At 73.2% G+C, this 20,644-nt stretch carries 16 protein-coding genes; 12 read left to right on the top strand and 4 right to left on the bottom strand.

Translation table 11 applies throughout. The features are described from left to right. Window positions 1-493: 493 nt before the first annotated feature. From casA to AC3ET4_RS10475, 10 genes are all read left to right on the top strand, one after another. Entirely contained in the window at window positions 494-2,233 is a 1,740-nt protein-coding gene (casA, locus tag AC3ET4_RS10520; RefSeq protein ID WP_488175931.1) for a type I-E CRISPR-associated protein Cse1/CasA, read from the top strand. Beyond that, on the top strand, window positions 2,230-2,874 hold the full coding sequence (gene casB / locus AC3ET4_RS10515; RefSeq protein ID WP_431948360.1) for a type I-E CRISPR-associated protein Cse2/CasB: 645 nt from the start codon (window positions 2,230-2,232) through the stop codon (window positions 2,872-2,874). Before casA ends, casB begins: the two co-directional genes overlap by 4 nt. Continuing rightward, complete coding sequence (gene cas7e, locus AC3ET4_RS10510; protein WP_431948358.1) at window positions 2,871-4,067, top strand: type I-E CRISPR-associated protein Cas7/Cse4/CasC; 1,197 nt, start codon at window positions 2,871-2,873, stop codon at window positions 4,065-4,067. The genes casB and cas7e overlap by 4 nt, the downstream gene beginning before the upstream one ends. Continuing rightward, entirely contained in the window at window positions 4,064-4,807 is a 744-nt protein-coding gene (cas5e, locus tag AC3ET4_RS10505; protein ID WP_431948356.1) for a type I-E CRISPR-associated protein Cas5/CasD, read from the top strand. Before cas7e ends, cas5e begins: the two co-directional genes overlap by 4 nt. Further along, a complete protein-coding gene (cas6e, locus tag AC3ET4_RS10500) occupies window positions 4,807-5,520 on the top strand; it encodes a type I-E CRISPR-associated protein Cas6/Cse3/CasE (RefSeq protein WP_431948354.1) in 714 nt (237 codons plus the stop codon). Before cas5e ends, cas6e begins: the two co-directional genes overlap by 1 nt. A 782-nt stretch (window positions 5,521-6,302) precedes the next feature. Further along, window positions 6,303-7,859, top strand: coding sequence for an ATP-binding protein (locus tag AC3ET4_RS10495; RefSeq protein WP_431948352.1), 1,557 nt, complete (start codon window positions 6,303-6,305; stop codon window positions 7,857-7,859). Between the two features lie 23 nt (window positions 7,860-7,882). Further along, complete coding sequence (locus tag AC3ET4_RS10490) at window positions 7,883-8,269, top strand: roadblock/LC7 domain-containing protein (RefSeq protein ID WP_431948408.1); 387 nt, start codon at window positions 7,883-7,885, stop codon at window positions 8,267-8,269. After that, a complete protein-coding gene (locus AC3ET4_RS10485) occupies window positions 8,266-8,625 on the top strand; it encodes a DUF742 domain-containing protein (protein WP_431948350.1) in 360 nt (119 codons plus the stop codon). Before AC3ET4_RS10490 ends, AC3ET4_RS10485 begins: the two co-directional genes overlap by 4 nt. Beyond that, the gene (locus tag AC3ET4_RS10480; protein ID WP_431948348.1) at window positions 8,606-9,232 is read left to right on the top strand and encodes a GTP-binding protein; all 627 of its coding nucleotides are present in this window, start codon (window positions 8,606-8,608) and stop codon (window positions 9,230-9,232) included. The genes AC3ET4_RS10485 and AC3ET4_RS10480 overlap by 20 nt, the downstream gene beginning before the upstream one ends. Before the next feature lie 373 nt (window positions 9,233-9,605). After that, window positions 9,606-10,739 (top strand): selina-4(15),7(11)-diene synthase, encoded by a 1,134-nt coding sequence (locus tag AC3ET4_RS10475; RefSeq protein ID WP_431948346.1) that lies wholly within the window; start codon window positions 9,606-9,608, stop codon window positions 10,737-10,739. A gap of 39 nt (window positions 10,740-10,778) precedes the next feature. Here the strand turns inward: AC3ET4_RS10475 and AC3ET4_RS10470 are convergent, their stop codons facing one another. Continuing rightward, entirely contained in the window at window positions 10,779-12,011 is a 1,233-nt protein-coding gene (locus AC3ET4_RS10470) for a S8 family peptidase (protein WP_431948344.1), read from the bottom strand. A 175-nt stretch (window positions 12,012-12,186) separates the two neighbouring features. Here AC3ET4_RS10470 and AC3ET4_RS10465 point away from each other — a divergent pair, with 175 nt between their 5' ends. Then, the gene (locus AC3ET4_RS10465; protein ID WP_431948342.1) at window positions 12,187-13,392 is read left to right on the top strand and encodes a DUF2786 domain-containing protein; all 1,206 of its coding nucleotides are present in this window, start codon (window positions 12,187-12,189) and stop codon (window positions 13,390-13,392) included. 64 nt (window positions 13,393-13,456) lie between these two features. Here the strand turns inward: AC3ET4_RS10465 and AC3ET4_RS10460 are convergent, their stop codons facing one another. The 3 genes from AC3ET4_RS10460 to AC3ET4_RS10450 form a co-directional block, all read right to left on the bottom strand. Then, window positions 13,457-13,969: a pyridoxamine 5'-phosphate oxidase family protein gene (locus AC3ET4_RS10460; protein ID WP_431948340.1), complete on the bottom strand. Its 513-nt coding sequence runs from the start codon at window positions 13,967-13,969 to the stop codon at window positions 13,457-13,459. A gap of 18 nt (window positions 13,970-13,987) precedes the next feature. Beyond that, window positions 13,988-15,526: a vWA domain-containing protein gene (locus AC3ET4_RS10455; protein ID WP_431948338.1), complete on the bottom strand. Its 1,539-nt coding sequence runs from the start codon at window positions 15,524-15,526 to the stop codon at window positions 13,988-13,990. 254 nt (window positions 15,527-15,780) lie between these two features. Then, on the bottom strand, window positions 15,781-17,058 hold the full coding sequence (locus AC3ET4_RS10450) for an APC family permease (protein ID WP_431948336.1): 1,278 nt from the start codon (window positions 17,056-17,058) through the stop codon (window positions 15,781-15,783). 997 nt (window positions 17,059-18,055) lie between these two features. On the opposite strand from AC3ET4_RS10450, the gene AC3ET4_RS10445 reads away from it, so the two are divergent. Next, window positions 18,056-20,635 (top strand): sensor histidine kinase, encoded by a 2,580-nt coding sequence (locus tag AC3ET4_RS10445; protein ID WP_431948334.1) that lies wholly within the window; start codon window positions 18,056-18,058, stop codon window positions 20,633-20,635. Window positions 20,636-20,644: the final 9 nt, after the last annotated feature.

The raw sequence follows: 20,644 nt of genomic DNA, 5'->3' as shown, positions 1-20,644 counted from the left end.
GACCGGGGCGCGTCCTGACCGGAGACGGGAGCCTGTCCTGTCCCTCAGGGTGAGCTGAGACCGTTCCGTTACCGCTACTCGGGCCGCGCGGTCGAGTCATCTGGCTGATGCCGCGGGGGCACCGGGTCGGCAGGATCTCGTGGTGGCTGCGTTTGTTTCCCCGACCCCGTACTGGCCTGTGCCCCGCATATGGGGATGACCCGGAGTCGGACTGGCGTTTGATCATGGAGAACGCCTGCTCCTCGCGCCTGCGGGGATGATCCCCGGGGCCCCGGCCGGGCCGCGGGGATCGGACGAGACTGCTCCTCGCCTTCGGCGGGGTTCTTTCTGCTGGTGGATGGCAAGATGTATGGCTGCTGTGTACGGTGCCCCGCCGCCGAGGCGGTTGTCGTGCGGCGGGTGGCCGGTGTGCCGACCTGGTCGCCGGGGGCATCCCGCGGCGCCCGGCAGGCGGGCGCTCGGCCCCGTAGGGCACCGGCGTACGGGGCGTCCCATGGGCGGTGACCGCACGGATGCTTCTGAGGGCGTGCCGTCCTTCGACCTGACGAGCCGGCCGTGGCTGCCGGTGCAGCTGACCTCCGGGGAACCGGCGGTCCTGTCCCTGCGTGACGTCTTCGCCCGCGCGCACGAGGTGCGGCGGCTGGCGGGCGACCTGGCGACCCAGGACTTCGCCCTCACGAGGCTGCTGCTGGCGATCGTCCACGACGCCCTGGACGGCCCGAGGAGCGTCGCGGCGTGGGCCGGCCTGTGGGCGGATTCCCGTCCGTTCACGGTCGTGGACGGCTATCTGCTCCGGCACCGCGAGCGGTTCGACCTGCTGCACCCGCGTACGCCGTTCTTCCAGACCCCCGGGCTGCGCACCGCTTCCGGCGAGGTGTTCTCGCTGAACCGGATCGTCGCGGACGTGCCCAACGGAGCCCCCTTCTTCACCACCCGCCTGCCGGGCGCCGAGCGGCTTTCGTTCGCCGAGGCCGCCCGCTGGGTGGTCCACGCCCAGGCCTACGACACCTCCGGGATCAAGAGCGGCGTCGTCGGCGATCCCCGGGCCAAGGGCGGCAGGGCCTACCCGCAGGGCGTGGCCTGGGCGGGGAACCTCGGCGCCGTCCTGGTCGAGGGGGACACCCTGCGCGAGACGCTGCTGCTCAATCTCGTCGCCGACGACGATCAGCCGGCGACGGGTGCCGAGGACCGGCCCGCGTGGCGGCGCCCGCCCACCGCTCCCGGCGCGGCCGACGATCTCGCCGCGCGCCCGGCGGGCCCGTGCGACCTGTACACCTGGCAGTCCCGGCGGCTGCTCCTGCACGCCGACGCCGACGGTGTGCACGGAGTCGTCCTCACCTACGGCGACCCGCTGGCGGCGCGGAACATGCAGCACGTCGAGCCGATGACCGCCTGGCGCCGCAGCCGGGCCCAGGAGAAGAAGCTGGGCCTGCCGCTGGTGTACCTGCCGCGCGAGCACGACCCGGCCCGCGCGGCCTGGCGGAGCCTGGAAGCCCTCATCACCCCGGCCGGCCCCGACACGACACGGCGCGGCGAGCCCGCGGGCGGCCTGCGGCCCGGCGTCGTGGACTGGATCGCGCGCCTGCGGGGTGAGCGGATCCTGCCCCGGGATCGGCGGATCCGCCTACGGACCTTCGGCGTGGTCTACGGCACGCAGCAGTCGGTGATCGACGAGGTCACCGGCGATGCGGTGTCCCTGGCCGTGCCCTTGCTCGACGACGACCAGGCACTGGCCCGGACGGCGGTGGACGCCATCGCCGACGCCGACCGTGCCGTGCTCGCCCTCGGGGACCTCGTCCTGGACCTGGCCCGCGCCGCCGGCAGCGCGTCCGAGTCGGGCACGTACGCCGCCCGCGATGCCGCATATGCCGCTCTGGACGGGCCCTACCGGCTGTGGCTCGATGCCATCGGTGAAGGCGGCGACCCCCGATGCCTGCGTGCCGCCTGGCAGCACACCGTCCGCTATATCGTCGGCCGCCTGGCCGACGAGGTGCTCGAGGCGGCGGGGGAAGCGGCCTGGCGCGGCCGTGTGGTCTCCCGCGCCCAAGGTGAGACGTGGCTGAACGCGGACCTGGCCGACCTGTGGTTCCGCGCCCGCCTGCACCGAGCCCTGGTCACCGCCTCGGACGCCACCGCGAACGCCACCGCCACCGTCCCTGCCCCGCGGGAGCCGGCCTCCGACGTGGCCGTCGGCCCTCGGGCGGCCTCCGGCTCACGGAAAGCGCCCGTATGAGCACCCCCCCGTCCTCCGAGGCCCGCTTCCCCACCTCACCGGGACCGGTCGGCACGCTGGCCGGACGTGAGATCGGCCGCCTGCAGCACGGCTACCTCGACGACCGCCCCGACGCCGTCGCGGTGCTGGCCCGGCTGCGCCGTGCCGCCGGCAAAGACGCAGCCTCCGTCCCGGACCTGTGGGGTCTGATCGACCTCGACCCCCTCTTCAACGTTGCGTCGCTGCGTCACGACGCCGCCGCGGGCGCGGTCGACACCGCACTGGCGTTGTGGGCGCTGCACCAGCAGTCCCGTCCGACCGGCATGCACCGCCCCGGAGGCGACGAGCTCGGCAGCGCGGTGCGGCGCCTGATGCGCGGCACGACCGTCGACGAGCCGGTCCGCAAGCGCTTCGTCAGCGCCGGCCGCGCACCGACCCTCGGTGTGCTCGCCACCCGGCTCCGCGACCTCACCGTCCTGCTGCGGGACAGGGGCTTCGCCCTGGACTACGCCCTGCTCGCCGACCAGCTCTACCACTGGCAGCAGCCCGGCGGTCCGGAGAACGTCCGCCGCTCCTGGGGCCGCTCCTTCCACGCCGCCTACCGCACCGCCCCGACCGACCCCGCCGCGGCCGCCGCGATCGACACCAAGGACGCCTCGTGACCGCTCGCATCATCCTGGACGTGCACGCCCTGCAGAGCGTGCCGCCGAGCAACCTCAACCGCGACGACACCGGCGCCCCCAAGACCGCGGTCTACGGCGGGGTCACCCGGGCCCGGGTGTCCAGCCAGTCCTGGAAGCGCGCCACCCGCCGCTACTTCGACACCCTCCTCGACCCTGGTGAGCTGGGCGTGCGCACCAAGCGCGTCGCCGAACTGCTGGCCGAGCGGGTGACCGCCCTGTGCCCCGACCTCGCCGGCCCGCAGGCCCTCGCGGCGGCGGCCGAGGTCGTCCAGACGGCGACCGGCTCGAAGATCGAGCCGCCCAAGCGCAAGGCGGACGCGGCCAGGAAGAACGGCGACCCGGAACCGGCGCCGGAGTCGTCGTACCTGATGTTCCTCAGCGCCCGCCAGCTCGACCAGCTCGCCGCCCTCGCAGTCGAAGGCAGCGCCGACATCACGGCGTTCCTGAAGAACAAAGAGGTCAAGGCCCGTGCGAAGAAGATCGCCGACGGACGGCACTCGGTGGACATCGCCCTGTTCGGACGTATGGTCGCCGATTCCGCCGACATCGGCGTCGACGCCGCCGCGCAGGTCGCCCACGCCCTCAGCGTCCACCGCGCGGAGACCGAGTCCGACTACTTCACCGCCGTCGACGACCGCAACACCGTTGCGGAACCCGGCGCCGGCATGATCGGCACCGTCGACTTCACCTCCGCCACCCTCTACCGCTATGCCGCCCTCGACGTCGACCTGCTGGAAAGGAACCTCGGCAAGGGCCTCGACCCCGGCCAGGAACCGGCCACCCCCGTCCGCCGCGCGGTCGAGGCATTCCTCGAGGCGTTCGTGGCGTCCCTACCCACCGGCAAGATCAACACTTTCGGCCACCACACCTTCCCCGACGCCGTCGTCGTCACACTCCGCGCCACCCGACCCGTCAGCTACGTCTCCGCCTTCGAAAAGCCCGTCACCGCCGACGCCACCGGCGGCCACATGGAACACGCCTGCGCCCGGCTGGCCGACTACGCCCCCGAGATCGAACGCGCCTACGGCGACGACACCAGCCAGACCTGGGTCCTGCGCATCGGCCCCGCCACCGCCAAGCTCGCCGGCCTCGGCACCGAGACCCCCAGCCTGGCCCGCCTGGTCGGCTCCGTCGGCCAGGCGGTCGCACACCACCTGGAGCAGCGCGGATGAGCGTCCTGACGCTGCGGCTGGCCGGCCCCCTGCAGTCCTGGGGGTCCGCCGGCCGCTTCGCCCGCCGCAGCACCGGAAACGCCCCCACCAAAAGCGGCGTGATCGGCCTGCTGGGCGCCGCGGTGGGCCTGGACCGCGACGACGACACCGGCCTGGCCGAACTGGCGCGGTTGCGCTTCGGCGTCCGGATCGACCAACCCGGCACCCGCCTGCGCGACTTCCAGACCGCCCACCACTTCGACACCGGCGAAGCCATGCCCCTGTCCGAGCGCCACTACCTCGCCGACGCCGTCTTCATCGCCGCCGTTCAAGGCCCCGCGGCCCTGATCGAGCGACTCCACACCGCCCTGCGCACCCCCCGCTACCTGCCCTACCTCGGCCGCCGCTCCTGCCCGCCCTCCCAGCCCGTCGACCTCGGCGTCCACCACGACGCGGCCGACCTCCACACCGTCCTGGCCGCCGAACCCTGGCACGCCGCCGACTGGCACCAGAAGCGACACCGCCACCAGAGCCGGATCGACCTGACCGCGCACCTGGAAGCCCCCACCACCGGCGCCGAACAGCACCCCGGCGCCGACACCCTGGGCGACCAGCCCCTCAGCTACGACCCCCGCCACCGCCGCTACGCCCTACGCCCTGTCCGCACCGCCACCATCACCGTCACCAACCCCCACGCCCACCCCGGCACGGCCGCGTCCGCGCCTGCGCACGACCCCATCGGACACCTGGAAGGCGCCTGATGTACCTCACCCGCTTGCGCCTCAACACCGCACGCTCGGGCGCCCGCAGACTGCTGTCCAGCCCCCAGGTCATTCACGCCGCCGTCCTGTCCGGCTTCCCGGAACTCCTGCCCACCGCCGCACACACCCCCCGGGTCCTGTGGCGCCTGGACCGCGACGCCGCCGCCGAAGTGCTCCTCTACATCGTCAGTCCGCACCGGCCCGACCTCACCCACCTCGTCGAGCAGGCCGGCTGGCCCGCGGCGGCCGCCTCCGGGACCCCCGGATGGCAGACCCACGCCTACGCCCCCTTCCTGGAACGCCTCGAAAAGGGCGCCGTCTGGAACTTCCGGCTGACCGCCAACCCCGTGCACTACGCCCGCACCAGGGACGACCAAGCCACCACGAAGCGCACCGCCCACACCACCCCCAGGCACCAGTTGCAGTGGCTTCTGCGGCGCCAGGGCGCCGGCGGCTTCCGGATCGCCGGCGCCTCCCCTGCCGAGGGAGCGGCCGGCCAGGCGGGCGAAGCGCAGGTCGTCGTCCGGGACCAGCGCACGGTGAACTTCGCCAAAAAGGGCGCCGGCGGCCGCCGTGTCACGCTGGCCACCGTCACCTACGACGGCCGCCTGGAGGTGACCGATCCCGACGCGCTGCGCCACGTCCTCACCGCGGGCATCGGCAGGGCCAAGGCGTACGGCTGCGGGCTGATGACCCTCGCCCCCGTGGGGTGATCGCCGGCCCGTCCCGACCAGCCGCGCGCACATCCGCAGCCCCGTTTCCGACGCCGGCCGCTGCATCGCGTGACTCCTTCATGCCGAACGAGCCGAGCGCAAGCACTCTTCACTCTTAAGAGTGAATCGAATATCTGCGCCCTTCCCGGCTCCCGCACTTTTGGCGCGCCACGCGTGGCCGGACGGCGCCCCCCTGGGTCCCTCCCCGTCCCGCCCCCTGGGTGCGACCCCGCCCTCGGTGGGCCCGGGGGAGCCGACCGCTCCGGTTCTTCCGCTCACCGCCTCCTCGCGGCCGTCGCCCGCACCCTCTGCCGCGCCCGCCCGCCCGGGCCGGAACGTGCCTACCGGGGCCCGCGTGACGTGGGCACAGGGCGCTGCGGAGGCCTCGCCGAGGCGGCTCGCCCCGGTGGGTTCCGTCGCGCTCGGGGGAGGTTCTGGGGGTGCGGCGCCGGTGGTGGATCGGTCGAGCCATCCCTGGACAACTCGCGTGTATCAGTCATTTCTCATGATCGAATCGTGAACGCACAGATGGTGCGGGAGTGCCCGGGAAGGGTTTGCCTCCGCGCCCGACAAGCGATAACCAATAGGTCAACAGGCATGTGCCACAGTCAATTTGAGACGGCATCAGCCAAGAACGGAAGCGGCTATGCTACTTGCGGCTCAGCGTGTTGTAGGAATTACGCCAGGTCGGGCGGGACCTGCCGATTGCCGACCTCGTCGACGCCGCAATCCGCTGCTCGTGCCGTGTTCGTCCCATGACTAGCGATCACCTGAGGATGCTGATGGTTCGTGCTGGATCGTCCCCCGGAGACCACCGGCCCACCGCCACGTCCGCGTGGTTGTTCCCGGTTGTCATAGTCGCGGCGGTCGTGGCTGTCGCCGTCTGGACCGTCCCCTCGTCCGCCCGGTCGGCGGTGCTGTGGTGCGGCCTGACCGCCGCGGTGGCCGTCGCCGTCCTCGCCGCCGAGGTCTCCCGCCGAGGGCGCCTGAACGCCGAGCTCCGCGCCCAGATGGCCCGCCACGAAGCCGAGTTGCGGTACCGGCTGGCCCAGCAGGAGGCCGAGACCGTACGCCTTGCCAAGGAGCAGCTGCCCGACGCCATGGCGCGGCTGCAGCGCGGTGAGTTCCTCGAGGACGTCATGAAGGGCGTCGAGACCCGGGCGGAGGGCCTCACCGCCGAGTTCCAGAGCGCACACCAGGCCGTCCTCCACTCCGTCCTCACGGCCGTCTCCGCCGAGGAGGACATCCGGGAGTCCTCGCAGCGCGCCTTCGTGAACATCGCCCGCCGCGTGCAGGCCATCGTCCACCAGCAGGCGAGTGCACTGCGGGAGATGGAGGACCGCCACGGGCAGAGCCCGGAGGTCTTCGGCGACCTGCTCCGCCTCGACCACGGCACGGCCCTGATCGGCCGCCTCGCCGACAGCATCGCCGTCCTCGGCGGCGCCCGGCCCGGCCGCCAGTGGAGCAAGGCCGTGCCGCTCTTCAGCGTGCTGCGCGGCGCGATGTCGCGGATCACCGACTACCAGCGGGTCGAGCTGCACTCGGTATCCGAGGTCGCGGTGGTCGGCCCCGCGGTCGAACCGCTGATCCACGCGGTCGCCGAGCTGCTCGACAACGCCACCCGCTACTCCCCGCCGCAGACCCGGGTGCACCTCACGGCGGTCGAGGTGCAGTCCGGCATCGCGATCGAGATCGAGGACGGCGGCGTCAGCCTCAGCGAGGAGGCCCGGCAGCGGGCCGAGCAGATGCTCGCCCAGGCGCAGGCGGGCATCGACCTCAACGGCCTCGGCGAGACGCCCCGTCTGGGCCTCGCCGTCGTGGGCCGGCTGTCGAAGGCCTACGGCTTCCAGGTCTCGCTGCGGACCTCCGCCTACGGCGGTGTGCGCGCGGTCCTGGTCGTTCCGCAGGATCTGATCACCACCACCACCAACGCGACGGGCCTGGCGCACGGCATCGGCGCCGCCTCCGGTCCGCGGTCCGCGCCGGCGCCCGGTTCCGGCTCTGCTGCCGGATCCGGTTCCGGTTCCGAGACCAGGCGGGCCACGGGGCCCCGGGCTTCGGCGGCCGTGATGGCCGACATGGTGGACGACGTCCCCGTCGTCCACGAGCGCACCGCGAACGGGCTGCCGCAGCGGCGCCGGCGCACCCCCGCGGCGGCCGCTCCCGCGGGCTCCGCGCCCCGCGCCGGTTCCGTCACTGCTTCCCATGCCAGACCACCGGCGCCGGAGCCGGTCCAGCCCGGCATGTGGTTGGCCGCCTTCCAGAGCGGAGTGTCAGGGGAGACGCCCGCTGCCGCTCCTGTCAGCAGCAGTGACGAGTCGTTAGATAAGGGTGAGTAGCCGTGATACAGCAGCGGGCCAACATGGACTGGATGCTCGAGGACCTGGCGACCAGCGTTCCGCAGACCCGCCACGTGGTGGTGCTCTCCGCGGACGGCTTGCGCATGGCCCAGTGGGGCACGGACACGGACGCGGCCGACCGGCTCGCCGCGGCCTGTGCGGGCCTGCAGAGCCTGGCGGCCGCCGTCGGCACGGAGTTCCCGCACGGTGACGGCCGCATGAGGCTGGTCGTGATCGAGATGTCGGGCGGGTTCTTCTACCTGATGGCGGCCGGCGCCGGGGCGTACCTGGCCGTGCTCGCCGACGAGGGAGTCGACGCCGGGCTGATGGGGCAGCGCATGCGCGACCTCGTGGCGCGCATCGGCGAGCACCTGAGCAGCCCGCCGCGCAGTGACGAGCAGGCCGGATGAGCGAATCGGGTCAGGGATGGGAGGAAGGAAGCCCCGAGCGGCTCTACGTGATCACGGGAGGTCGGAGTGGGGGGGCCGACACTTCCACCCTCGACCTGGTCACGCTGATCCGGGCGCGTACCGGACCGCCGCCGGGGATGCCGCCGGAGCAGGCCGCGATCGTGCGCTTGTGCGGTTCGCCCCTGTCCGTGGCCGAGATCTCCGCGTACCTCAATCTCCCGGTCAGTGTGGTGACGGTGCTCCTCACCGACCTGCTGGCCGAGAAACGGGTGGAGGCGCGTGCGCCGATTCCACCCGCCAACCTTCCCGACGTCGCTCTTATCGAGGCGGTGATGCATGGACTTGAGAAGCTCTGACCCCCTTGTCGTCACCGGACCGCGGAGCGAGGACGCACTGCCGGAAACCGCCACCGCCGCGGTCAAGATAGTGGTCGTCGGGGGTTTCGGGGTCGGCAAGACGACCCTGGTCCGATCGGTGAGTGAGATCAGGCCGTTGACGACCGAGGAGACCATGACGCAGGCGGGTGTCGGCGTGGACGACACCGCCGGGGTGGAACGCAAGACCGCGACCACCGTGGCCATGGACTTCGGCCGGATCAGCCTCAACCCGGAGCTGGTGCTGTATCTCTTCGGCACCCCCGGCCAGCAGCGTTTCTGGTTCCTCTGGAACGGGCTGTTCGAGGGTGCGCTGGGTGCGGTCGTGCTCGTCGACACCAGACGCCTGGAGGTCAGTTTCGACGTCATAGGGCGGCTGGAGGAGCGCGGGGTGCCCTTCGTGGTGGCGATCAACACCTTCCCGGAGGCGCCCGCGCATCCCCTCGAGGAACTGCGGGCGGCCCTGGATCTCCCGGAGCACGTCCCCATCGTCAACTGCGATGCCCGCAAGCGGGACTCCAGCCGCGATGTGCTCCTCACCCTGATGCGGTACCTGCACTCACTGGCCGTTGCCACGGACGCGTCATGAGGTCCCGGTGCTCCGGCCGCCCGGTCGCCGGACTCGGTGCCCCGGCGTAGCCCGGTCGCCTGATTCCGCGCCTCGCGCATGCTGGGCGCACGGACGGATCCACCCGTGCGCCCTCCGTGTGCCCCTGTGTGTCCACGGCGCCTCCGCGGCCCGGTCACCGCATGAGCGTGCGCCGTTTGTGCACGGGGCGCACGCCCGGCGCAAGCGTTGTGTAAGCCAACTCGCTTGTGCGTGGCGCAATTTGATCCCTTGACGGGCTCGGCCATATGCCGGGGTAATGGTCGCTGTAAATGATCCACTGGCGTTCCGCTTGGGCATGTGCCAGGTGCGACTGCCGGTGCTCAGAGGGTTGACAACTGCGAGGTGACCGTCAGTGGGGCCCGACGTGATAGTTCCACCGATCTACTCTCCACTCAGTCCGGCCATCCATCCCCGTCATGCCGCCATCGACGCCCGGACCGCCGAATGGGCCGACCATTTCCGCATCGGCTCCGACACGCTCCGCAGCCGCCTCGTGCAGCACGACATCGGTACCTTCGCGGCCCGCATCCTCCCGGACGGCCACGAGGAAGTCGTCTCGATCGCCGCGGACTTCATCATCTGGCTCTTCGGCGTCGACGACGGCTACTGCGAGGAAGGCGACATCGGGACCCGGCCGGGCGACCTCATGGGGGCGCTGTCCCGCCTGCTGCGCATCGCCCAGAACCCCGAGATCCCGATGCTGGCGGACGACCCGCTGGCGCAGGGCCTGCGGGACCTCCGCTACCGGATGGACGTGTACGGCACTCCGGGCCAGGTCGCTCGCTGGGTCGACGCCCTGCGCGAGTACTTCTGCTCCGTCGTGTGGGAGGCGTCCTTCAGGAGCCGGGGCACCGTACCGGACCTCAACGACTACACGCTGATGCGCATCTACGACGGTGCCACGTCGGTGATGATGCCGCTGCTGGAGATGGGGCACGGCTACGAACTCCAGCCGCTGGAGCGGGACCTCACCGCGGTGCGCGCCGCAGCGGAGATGGCGTACTTCGTCATCTGCTGGGACAACGACATCTTCTCGCACCACAAGGAGAAGCGAGCCGGCGGCTTCTACCTGAACGCGGTACGCGTCCTCGCCGAGGAGCGGGGTCTGTCACAGGACAAGGCCCTCACCGTGGCCATCGCGCAGCGCGACCGCGTGATGAACCTGTTCCTGCGCGTCTCGGAACATCTGAGGATCTTCGGCAGCCCCCAGCTGCGGCAGTTCCTCGACAGCCTCGGCCACTTCATCCGCGGCGCCCAGGACTGGGGCGTCACCTCGATCCGGTACACCACCCCCGACGACCCGGCGAACCTTCCCTCGACCTTCTGCGACGTCCCCAGCGACGACAGTCTCGAGCCGCTGGACATTCCGGCGATCGCGTGGTGGTGGGATCTGCTCCCCGAGCGGGACCCCTCACGTCCGCACGAGTTCACCCAGGCGCCGACCGCCGACTCCCTGCTGCACCCGTTCGCCCAGCGCACGGCGTAGTGCCCGCAAGGACATGGGCGGCGCGTCGGCGGCGGGAGCTCAGAGGTCGCCGGTGAACGCCACCAGCCGCGGGGTGCCCCATGGTTCCGGGACCGCGGTCCGGGTGGCGTGGTCGAGGAGCCACTGCTTCAGCTCCGCGAAGCCGACGTCCCCATAGGTGTCCTTGTAGAGCGCCGCGATGCCGGTGACGTGGGGCGCCGCCATCGAGGTGCCGCTCATGACGGCGTAGAGGCCGCCGGGGAAGGCGGAGGCGATGTCGACCCCGGGCGCGTTCAGATTGACGCAGCTGCCGAAGTTGCTGAACGGCGCCCGGTGGTCGGCCCGGTCGGTCGCGGCGACGGTGAACGCCTCCGCCGCGCTCGCCGGTGAGATGGCGCAGGAGCTGACGTCGTCGTTGCCGGCCGCGACCACCGGGAAGACCCCGGAGCGGGCCAGCGCGTCCAGGCTCTCGTTCAGAGCCGGCGAGTAGACCCCGCCGAGCGAGATGTTGGCCACCGCGGGTCTCACCGCGTGCAGGGCGACCCAGTTGATGCCGGCGATGATCCCGGAGTTCGGGCCGCGTGCCTCGCAGTCCAGTACGCGCACGGAGACCAGCGAGACGCCCCGGGCGACGCCGGTGTTCTCGCCGCCGACCGTCCCGGCGACGTGCGTGCCGTGCCCGGCGCAGTCCGCCGCACCGCGGTCGTCGTCCATCTCGTCGATGCCGGGCCTGGCGCGGCCGCCGAACTCGGGGTGGGTGAAGTCGATGCCGCTGTCGATGATGTAGGCGGTGACCTTGGCGCCGGTCGCCCGGACGGTGTAGCCGTGGGTGGCCGGGGCGCGGTTGTTCACCCGTTCCAGGCCCCAGAACCGGCCTGTGCCGCCGGGCGGAGGGGGTGGGCCCACGGGAATGCTGCGGCTGGTCGCCACCGGGACCCGGTCCTCGAGAGGCAGGGCGACGGTGGTGTCCTGCTCGACGCCGCGCACCGAGGGCAGGGCCCGCACCCGCGCCAGCTGCGGCCCGGTGAGCGGGGCGGCGAAGCCCCGCAGCACGCTCTCGTAGACGTGAGACGGGGTCACCCCGGCCGCGCTCGCGACGGCCGAGGGGTCGCTGCCCGGGGCCACGGTGACGATGTACCGGCCGGGGATGGAGTTCGGCGACCCCGCGCCGAGCAGCGGGGCCAGGGCGAGCTGGTCGTGCGCCTGCGCGGGCGACGGCACGGGGAGGGCGGCCAGAAGGGGGGAGACGGTCATCAGCACCCCGGCGAACATCCGGCGCAGGGACACACGCATGCGTCGATCTCCTCGGGTTCCGCGTACAGCGCGACCGACGGACCGTCAGTCGGCCCTCCTCTCCACCCTGTCAGCCGGGACCGGCCGCGGGCGCGCCCTGGTACGCCATCCGGGCCCGGGGCGGGCGACGGCGCCGGTGCTCCGCGCGCGGTGTGCCGGTGCGATCCTGAACGGTGTGCGAGATGCGATGACGGTGGTCGAGGCAGCGTTCGCCGGCGTCCTGGGGTCGTCGGCGGCAGACGTCGAGACGGCGCTGGACGCCGGGGCGTCGGCCATGGCGGCGGCGGAGGCCGGATGGGACGAGGTCAGCCGGGCGGTGGGGGCCGCGGTGGGCGGACTGCTGCGGGGCTGCCGGGCGCGTGGCTGGGAGGACGCGGACCTGCTGCGCATGGTGCGCCGTGAACTGCGCCCGGAGCACGTGCGGCTCGCCGAGCGCCTGACCGCGGACGGGGACGGGGGCAGAGACGCGGACGCGGAGCCGCAGGGCCTCCTGACGGCTTTCGGGGCGGCCGAGCGGTGGGACCGCTTCACCGTGGCGACGGCCGTGCTGGAGCTCGTCCGCCTGCTGGGGCGGCTGCCCGGGATCACCCCGCTGGCCGCCCCCGCGACGGCGGCGCCCGGTGGCTCGGGGCACCCCATGCTGCGCCGCATCAGGGCGCTGCTGGCCAAGGCGGAGTCCACGGCCTTCCCGGAGGAGGCGGAGGCGCTGAGCGCGAAGGCCCAGCATCTGATGGCCCGGCACAGCGTGGACGAGGCGCTGGTCGCGGGCTCGGCTCCGGGCGCCGGCCCGGGTGCGCGGCGGATCGGCGTGGAGCGCCCGTACGAGGCCCCGAAGGCGCTGCTGCTCGACGCGGTGGCGGCGGCCAACCGCTGCCGCGCCGTGTGGTCGGCGGAGTTCGGCTTCTCGACGGTCGTCGGCTGGGAGGCCGATCTGGACGCGGTGGAGGTCCTCTACACGTCTCTGCTGGTGCAGGCCGAGGCGGCGATGCGGCACGGCGGCGCGCCGGGGCCGGCCGCGGGCACAGGAGGGAAGGGCGGCAGGGGCGGGAGGGCCGGAAAGGGCGGTAAGGGCGGGGGCCCCTCCCGGGATTTCCGCGAGTCCTTCCTCATCGCCTACGCGGGCCGGATCGGCGAGCGCCTGGCCGGCGCCGCCCGCGACGCGGCGGAGGAGGCCGCGGAGGGGCCCGAGGGCCCCGGGGTGCTCCCGGTGCTCGCCGCCCGCGAGGTCGCGGTGGGGCGGGCCGCGGACGAGATGTTCCCGCAGACGAGAACGGAGCGGCTGAAGGGCCGAGACCGCGAGGGCTGGGAGCACGGCACGGCCGCGGCCGACCGGGCGGCCTTCCACGGCCCGGTCGGCCGCTCCCGGCTTCCCCGCGAGTGAGGGGGCGTCGGCCTGGGGGAACGGCCGGCGGGTGGGCGTCGGCGACGCCCCCCGCCGGGCGCGCCTAGAACACCCACCGGGTCTGGCTGTACACGGTGCCGCGGGCGTAGGCGAAAGCGGCGGTGGGCTCCACCTGGTAGACGAGGGCCTCGTGACCGTCGCCGACGAAGACCTGGTCGCGTACGTCGAAATGCCGTGCCGAGCCGTACTTGGCTTCGTACGCCTCCGCGATCCGGCGCAGTTGCTTGTCGCTGCGCACGCGGGCGGCCTTGCCCTCGAGCACCACGTCCAGGCCCTCCTCGAGCGCGTTGTTGCCGGTGGTGAGGGCGACCCGGTGGTTGTGGGCGAGGTTCCGGGCCTTGCGCTCGTCCACACCCGTGCAGAAGTGCAGGGCGTCGTCGAACCAGACCCCGATCAGCGGGGTGACGTGGGGGCGGCCGTCCGGACGGACGGTGCTCAGCCAGTAGATCTCGGCGCCGGCCAGTTGTTCGCGGGCGTCGTGCCAGGTCGTGGGGGCCGCACCCGCGCTGCTGTGGCGGGCGTCGAGCTCGGGCTCGGGTTCCTTCTCTTCTGCCATACCTCAACTGATACCGCGTCAGCCCGCGCGGAGCGCGTACGCGCTGTCGACGGCGCGCGCCAGGTCGCGTACCGCCGGGTCCTCGGTGATCTCGGCCAGGGCGTGCGCGGTCTCACCGAGCTCGGCGAGACCGGGCGCGCCGGGCAGCTGCCTGTCTCCCGTGTCGTAGGTGCGCAGCGCGTCGGCGAAGTACGCGGCGACCGCGTCCACGCGGAGCCTCGGGGAGGTGCCGGAGTCCCACAGCCGCCCGGAGAGCCGGTCCGCCTCGACGGCGCCGGCGGCCTCGTGAGGGGAGCGGTCGTGCGGGTCGAGCCAGCGCACGGTGGCCGTGGCGACGTGGCCCCGGGCGCCCTCCTTCAGCCGCACGGCGTAGAGCGCGGTGACGGTGTGGCCGGGACCGACCTCGCCGCCGTCCACGCGGTCGTCGCGGAAGTCCTCGTCGGCGACGGCGCGGTTCTCGAAGCCGATCAGGCGGTAGCGCTCGACCGTGCGCGGGTCGAAGGAGACCTGGGCCTTGGCGTCGCGGGCGCGCAGGCCGATGTTGACCGGCAGCCGGTCCACGAACAGGGCGCGGGCCTCCGCCGGGGTGGCGACGTACGAGGTGTGGCCGTCGCCCTTGTCGACCAGTTGCTCCATCAGCTCGTCGCCGTACTCGCTGCCGACGCCGACCCCGAAGAGCGCGACGCCGTGTTGTGAGCGGGCCCGGTCGATCCGCTCCAGCAGGGCGTCGGGTTCGGTCTCCCCGGTGTTGGCGAGGGCGTCGGAGAGCAGGACGACCCGGTTGGTGGACCCGCGCCGGGCGCTCTCCAGGGCCACGTCGTAACCGGTGCGTAGGCCCGCTTCCAGGTTGGTGGAGTCCTCCGGCTCGAGACGGTCGACCACCGAGCGGGCGTGCTGCCGGGCGCCCTTGGCGCCGAGCCTGGTGTGCGGCAGGACCACCCGGGCGCGGTCGCTGAAGGCCACGACGGCGAGGGAGTCGTCGTCCCGCAGTTCGCCGATCGCGGCGCGCAGCGCCTGTCGGACGAGGTCGAGGCGGCCGGTCTCGCCCATGGAGCCGGAGACGTCCACGACGAAGGTCAGGACGGCCGGCGGCCTCTCGCCCTCGTCCGCGGGGCGGGTGGCGAGGCCGACCCGCAGCAGGGACCAGCCCCGCTCGTCGCCGATGCGGGCGCCGTCGACGGTGACGGAGAAGCCGTCCCCCCGGGGAGCGGGGTAGTCCTGCCGGAAGCTGTTGACGAACTCCTCGTAGCGCACGTCGGCCGGCGAGGGCAGCGATCCCTCGTCGAGCCGCCGCCTGGCGTAACCGTACGAGGCGGTGTCGACGTCCAGCGCGAAGGTCGACAGCCGGGCGGTCTCCGGTCCGTCGGCCGGGTTCCGCCCGCTGCCGTCGCCGCCCTGCCCGGTCCACCCCGAGCCGTACCCGGGCGCCTGGGCGCCGCGGCCGGGGCCGTGCTCGGCGCCGGAGCGGGAGCGGTTCCCGCTCTCTCCGGCGCTGCACCCCGCCACCATCGCCGCCGCCGCGACCGCCGCCACCGTCATCGCCGTGATCCGCCGCATGAATGTCACCCCCGTCGGCGCCCCGTGCGCCTTCTGTGACTGTGACGTACGCGGTCCGCACGGGGCGGCATCGGTGCCGTTGCGGAAGCGTCTCAGTTGGGCCAACGCCTCTTCGGGCGTGGGGCGATGGGCGCTGCCAGGCCCATCGTCCGGAGCGGATGGCGCGGCTTGTCCCGCCCTCCCCGGCAGGGGCCGCCGGTGCTGTGGCTGGTTCCGGCCGGCGCCGCTGTCGTGGCGACCCGAGGCGACCGGCGTCAGGTGTTCCGGCGGCTGCGTGCCGCGTACAGCGCCGCCCCCGCGACGAGCACGGCCGCGCCCGCGGCGGCGGAGGTCCAGGGCAGGGCGAAGGCCAGGACGAGGCAGCCGAGCAGACCGACGGCGGGCACGAGCCGTCGGGCGCCGGGGCCCAGGGTCCAGGCGGAGGCGTTGGCGACGGCGTAGTAGACGAGGACGCCGAAGGAGGAGAAGCCGATCGCGCCGCGCAGGTCGGCGGTGGCGGCGAGCACGGCGACGACGGCGCCGACGGCGAGTTCGGCGTGGTGGGGAACCCCGAAGCGCGGATGCACGGCGGCCAGGGCCCGCGGCAGGTGGCCGTCGCGGGCCATGGCCAGCGCCGTGCGGGAGACCCCGAGGATCAGCGCGAGCAGGGAGCCGACGGCGGCGACCGCCGCGCCCACCCGCATCAGCGGCGCGAGGCCGCCCGCGGCATCGGCCAGCGGTGCCGCCGAGCCGGCGAGTCCCTGCGGGCCCAGCACCGCGAGCAGGGCGACCGCGACGGCGGCGTAGACGGCCAGGGTGACGCCGAGGGCCAGCGGGATCGCGCGGGGGATGGTGCGCGCGGGGTCCCGTACCTCCTCGCCGAGCGTGGCGATCCTGGCGTACCCGGCGAAGGCGAAGAAGAGCAGGCCGGCCGCTTGCAGCACGCCGCCGACGGTCGCGTCGGCCCCGATGTCCAGCCGGGTCGCGTCGGCCCCGATGTCCAGCCGGGTCGCGTCGGCCCCGATGTCCAGCCGGGTCGCGTCGGCCTCGCCGCCGGTGAACGCGGCGACCACGAAGGCCGCGAGCACCGCGAGGACGACCGCGACGATGCCCCGGGTGAGCCAGGCGGCCTTCTGCACGCCGGCGTAGTTGACGGCGGTGAGCGCCACGACGGCGGCGACACCGACCGCTCGCTGCTGCTCCGGCCAGACGTACGCGCCGATGGTCAGGGCCATCGCCCCGCAGGAGGCGGTCTTGCCGACGACGAAGGACCATCCCGCCAGATAGCCCCAGAAGGGCCCGAGCCGTTCGCGTCCGTAGACGTAGGTGCCGCCGGAGGCGGGGTAGAGCGCGGCGAGCCGGGCCGAGGACATGGCGTTGCAGTAGGCGACGACGGCGGCCGCCGCGAGCCCGAGGAGCAGCCCGGAGCCGGCGGCGTGGGCGGCCGGTGCGAAGGCCGCGAAGACCCCGGCGCCGATCATCGAGCCGAGTCCGATGACGGTGGCGTCGAAGACGCCGAGCCGTCGCTGCAGTATCGCGTTTCCACCGGTCACGGCGGCAAAGGTATACCGTGCCGCCGCCGGAGGAGACGCCGGCGGACCGCCTCCCGCGACCGCCGGGAACGGCGGTGGTACGGCGGGTGGCGGCCCGGCGACGAGCGGACGACGTGCGGGCGCCGACGGCGGACGCGGGCCCCACGGCGGACCCGGCGCGGCGCAGGTCGGCCGGGACGGGAGGCGTCCGCCCGCCCGGCCGCCGCGCGCTCCCGCCCCGCGCGGTGGGACGTGACGGAAGCGGCCGCAGTCGGTCGGCCGGCCTGCTCGACACGGTGGGTGAGAGCGGGCCGGTGGGGGCCGACGACGCGCAGGATGACTCCCGCGCGTGCGTTGCGGTCGACGACGGACGTGGCCGGTCGGTTGGGAGGGAGCAGACCCGCGCAGGGCAGCGCCTCCGCACGGTCCATCCATCGCACGAGGGCGGGGGGCGGTATGCCTGCTCGGTTGCTGCCGGCCCCACCGGCGCTGACGGCGCATCGCTTCCCACGAGCTCCTCGTCGCCGACCTCCCCGCCGCTCAGCGGCCCCGAAGACCACGGCAGACGGCGCGACGCAGGACCGCAGCACGCCGCCGCCAACAAGGCTTTCCGCACGCCGAGATGAGCGTCGCGAGTCCGCGACCGTGTGCAGCCCTCACCTCGCGATCCTGGGAACGCCGCAGGGCGGGAGTCGCGCACCATGATGACCGGTCCTCGACACAGACTGGCCATGTCCCCGACATGTTGCGTGCACCTCCATCACGATATCTACGAGATGCTGGAGACCGTCTCCGCGCGGGGCGGGCCGGGGCCTCGACGGGGCCTCACATCCTGAGCCCGTGCTCACGACGACCTCTCGCCGGCCGGCGGCCGCAAGCCGTCAGGGCGCTGCTCGCGGGAGCCCCCCCCGCGAGTCGACGGTCCCCGCTCGACCTCACGTCACCGACCTCCGCCGGATCCCGGTCCGGTTCGGGTCGCACCGACTCACATGCAGTACAAGGGACTTGGCAGGCTTTCATGAGATCGCGCAGATGGACGGTTCGCCGCAAGCTGAATGCCCTGCTGCTACTCCCCCTTCTCTCGTTGACCGCCCTGTGGGCCTACGGGGCGAACCTGTCCCTGGGCAACGCCCTCACCCTCGCTCACGTGGACACGATCGGCACCCGCCTGGCCCACCCCTTGGGCGAGGTCGTCATCGACCTCCAAGTGGAGCGGCGCAACTCCCTGATCGCGCTGGCGCTGCAGGCGCCCGCGGAAAAGGGACGCAGTGACCGCGCTCACTGGCGCGACCTGGCAGCCAGCCGTGCCGCCACGGACACCTCCGTGCGGGCTTTCCTGGCCGAGGCCGAGCAGAGCAGCGTCCGCGACGTCGAGAACCCCGAAGTCCGCCGTAGCGTCGACGCCGCCGAGGACGCTCTCGCGGGGATCGGGGGGCTGCGCCGGCAGATCGACAGCCTCGCGCTGCCTCCCGCCGAGGCGCTGGCCTCGTACACGGCCGTCAACGCAGCGATCTCCGGAGCGTTCCACGCGATGACGATCCTGCCGGACGAGGAGGCGCAGAAGTTCGGACAGGCCCTCGACACGCTGGTGGTCGGCGGGGACTTCCTCTCCCAGGAGGACGCCCTGATCTCGGCCGCAGCGGTCTCCGCGCACCACCGACTTGACCCAGCCTCCTACAGTGCCGTGGTCCAGAACATCGGCGCCGCACGGCACTTCACCGCCATGGCTCTGCAGTCCCTCCCCGCACCCCAGCGGGCCCAGTTCGAGGCGCTGTCCAAGGACGGAGGCCCGCAGGCGAAGGTCACGGCGATGGAGGAGCAGATCATCGCGGCCGGCCCCGACGCACCGGGCCTGCCGTTCCCTGTCCTTGAATGGCGCAAGGCGTACGACGCGCAGTGGCGGGCCACCAACCAGCTGGCCTTGAACGACATCTCCGTGGTGTTCACCCTCACCGGTCCGCCGGCGACGCGTGCCTTCGTGGAGCTGCTGGTGAGCGGCCTGTTCGGACTGGGCCTGCTGGTGGCCTCGGGTCTGCTGTCGGTGAGAATCACCCGGTCACTCGTCAGCGACCTGGGCCGCCTGAACGAGTCCGCCCGCAGTCTCACCGACGTGAAACTGCGTGACGTGGTCGGGCGCCTTCGCCGCGGTGAGCTGGTCGACGTCGAGGACGACCTGCGCCGGCCCGACTTCGTCAACCGCGAGATCGCCGAACTGGGCGAGGCTTTTCACGCCCTCCAGTCGACGGCCGTCGAACTCGCCGCCGAGGACATCCGCCTCCGTCGCGGGATCAGCGATGTGTTCGCCAACCTCGCCAGAAGGAGCCAGTCACTGGTCAACCGGCAGCTCAGCCTCCTCGACTCCATGGAAAAGCAGGAGGAGGACCCTGCGCTGCTGCAGTCGCTGTTCCAGCTCGACCACCTCGCCACCCGGCAACGCCGCTATGCCGAAGGCCTGATCATCGTCTCGGGCTCGTCGACGGGCCGTGTGTGGCGGCACCCGGTTCCGGCGGTGGACGTGGTGCGCGGCGCGGTCGCCGAGACCGAGGGCTACGACCGGGTCATCGTCCCGCCCGTGCCACCGGTCGGCATCAGCGGTCACGCGGCGGCCGACATCGTCCATCTGCTCGCCGAACTCATCGAGAACGCACAGAACTTCTCCCCGGCCGGCAGCCAGATCCGGGTCGGCGCGGGCGTCGGCGCGGGCGGCCTGGTCGTGGAGATCGACGACCGCGGCCTCGGCATGCTTCCCGAAGACCTGCAGGCGGCCAACGAGCGGATCACCCAGTCCGTGGACGTCAGCGCCGTGGACAGCACACGACTCGGCCTGGTGACGGTCGGCAGGCTCTCCCAGCGCCATGGCGTCCATGTGACTCTCCGCTCTTCGCCCTACGGTGGCATCACCGCCATCGTGCTCATCCCGAACACGCTGCTGGAGGACCCGGCCCGCCCAGCCGAGCCGGCGGACACGAGGGCGGAACCGGGAGCCGCACCCGGTTCCGGTCCGGGCAGGCTTCCCGGGCCGGCCGGCGCACCTGCGCTGCGGGCCCGGCCTCCCCAGGCGGGGCCTGCCCCCGAGTGGGCTCCGGCCGGCCCAGCCGCGCCGACGGGCGCGTGGACACCCGCGACCCACGCGCACCCCGGTGCTCTCCCTGCGGGGACTGTGGAGCCATGGCGCCACACGGCCGGCACGTCGCCCGCCGCCGCAAGCTCGGCACAGGTGCAGGACCAGGCCGCGGCCACCGTCCCGGAGATGATCGACGGCCTGCCGCGCCGGGTGCGGCAGGCCAGCCTGGCACCGCAGCTCAAGACCGAGAACGCCGGCCCGCCGGCGCCACCCGACTGGGGCGGAGCCCGGTCGGGCGATCACACGCCGGCCGCCGGGCCGGCGCCCTACCGGGGAGGTCTCCCCGGACCGGGCGTCACCGGAGTGCTCGACCCCTGGTCCGTGCGTCAACTGGACGCGGACGCGTCCGGGGCAGCGCCGGACGGCGGTGAGGCGGTGGCGGACGGCCCGGCCACCAGCCGTCCGGCCCAAGTGCGCTCTTTGATGTCCGCCCTGCAGGCGGGAGCCGCCCGAGGCCGTCTCGAACCGCTCTGAGCCCGCCGA

The sequence above is a fragment of the Actinacidiphila sp. bgisy167 genome (assembly GCF_057707665.1).
This window is presented reverse-complemented; position numbering and strand designations above follow the sequence as displayed.

Coding starts and splice junctions, on each gene's coding strand:
- AC3ET4_RS10445 (WP_431948334.1), top strand. CDS start 18,056: ATGAGATCGCGCAGATGGACGGTTCGCCGCAAGCTGAATGCCCTGCTG.
- casB (WP_431948360.1), top strand. CDS start 2,230: ATGAGCACCCCCCCGTCCTCCGAGGCCCGCTTCCCCACCTCACCGGGA.
- cas6e (WP_431948354.1), top strand. CDS start 4,807: ATGTACCTCACCCGCTTGCGCCTCAACACCGCACGCTCGGGCGCCCGC.
- AC3ET4_RS10455 (WP_431948338.1), bottom strand. CDS start 15,526: ATGCGGCGGATCACGGCGATGACGGTGGCGGCGGTCGCGGCGGCGGCG.
- cas5e (WP_431948356.1), top strand. CDS start 4,064: ATGAGCGTCCTGACGCTGCGGCTGGCCGGCCCCCTGCAGTCCTGGGGG.
- AC3ET4_RS10485 (WP_431948350.1), top strand. CDS start 8,266: ATGAGCGAATCGGGTCAGGGATGGGAGGAAGGAAGCCCCGAGCGGCTC.
- AC3ET4_RS10495 (WP_431948352.1), top strand. CDS start 6,303: ATGGTTCGTGCTGGATCGTCCCCCGGAGACCACCGGCCCACCGCCACG.
- AC3ET4_RS10480 (WP_431948348.1), top strand. CDS start 8,606: ATGGACTTGAGAAGCTCTGACCCCCTTGTCGTCACCGGACCGCGGAGC.
- casA (WP_488175931.1), top strand. CDS start 494: ATGGGCGGTGACCGCACGGATGCTTCTGAGGGCGTGCCGTCCTTCGAC.
- AC3ET4_RS10490 (WP_431948408.1), top strand. CDS start 7,883: ATGGACTGGATGCTCGAGGACCTGGCGACCAGCGTTCCGCAGACCCGC.
- AC3ET4_RS10460 (WP_431948340.1), bottom strand. CDS start 13,969: ATGGCAGAAGAGAAGGAACCCGAGCCCGAGCTCGACGCCCGCCACAGC.
- AC3ET4_RS10470 (WP_431948344.1), bottom strand. CDS start 12,011: ATGCGTGTGTCCCTGCGCCGGATGTTCGCCGGGGTGCTGATGACCGTC.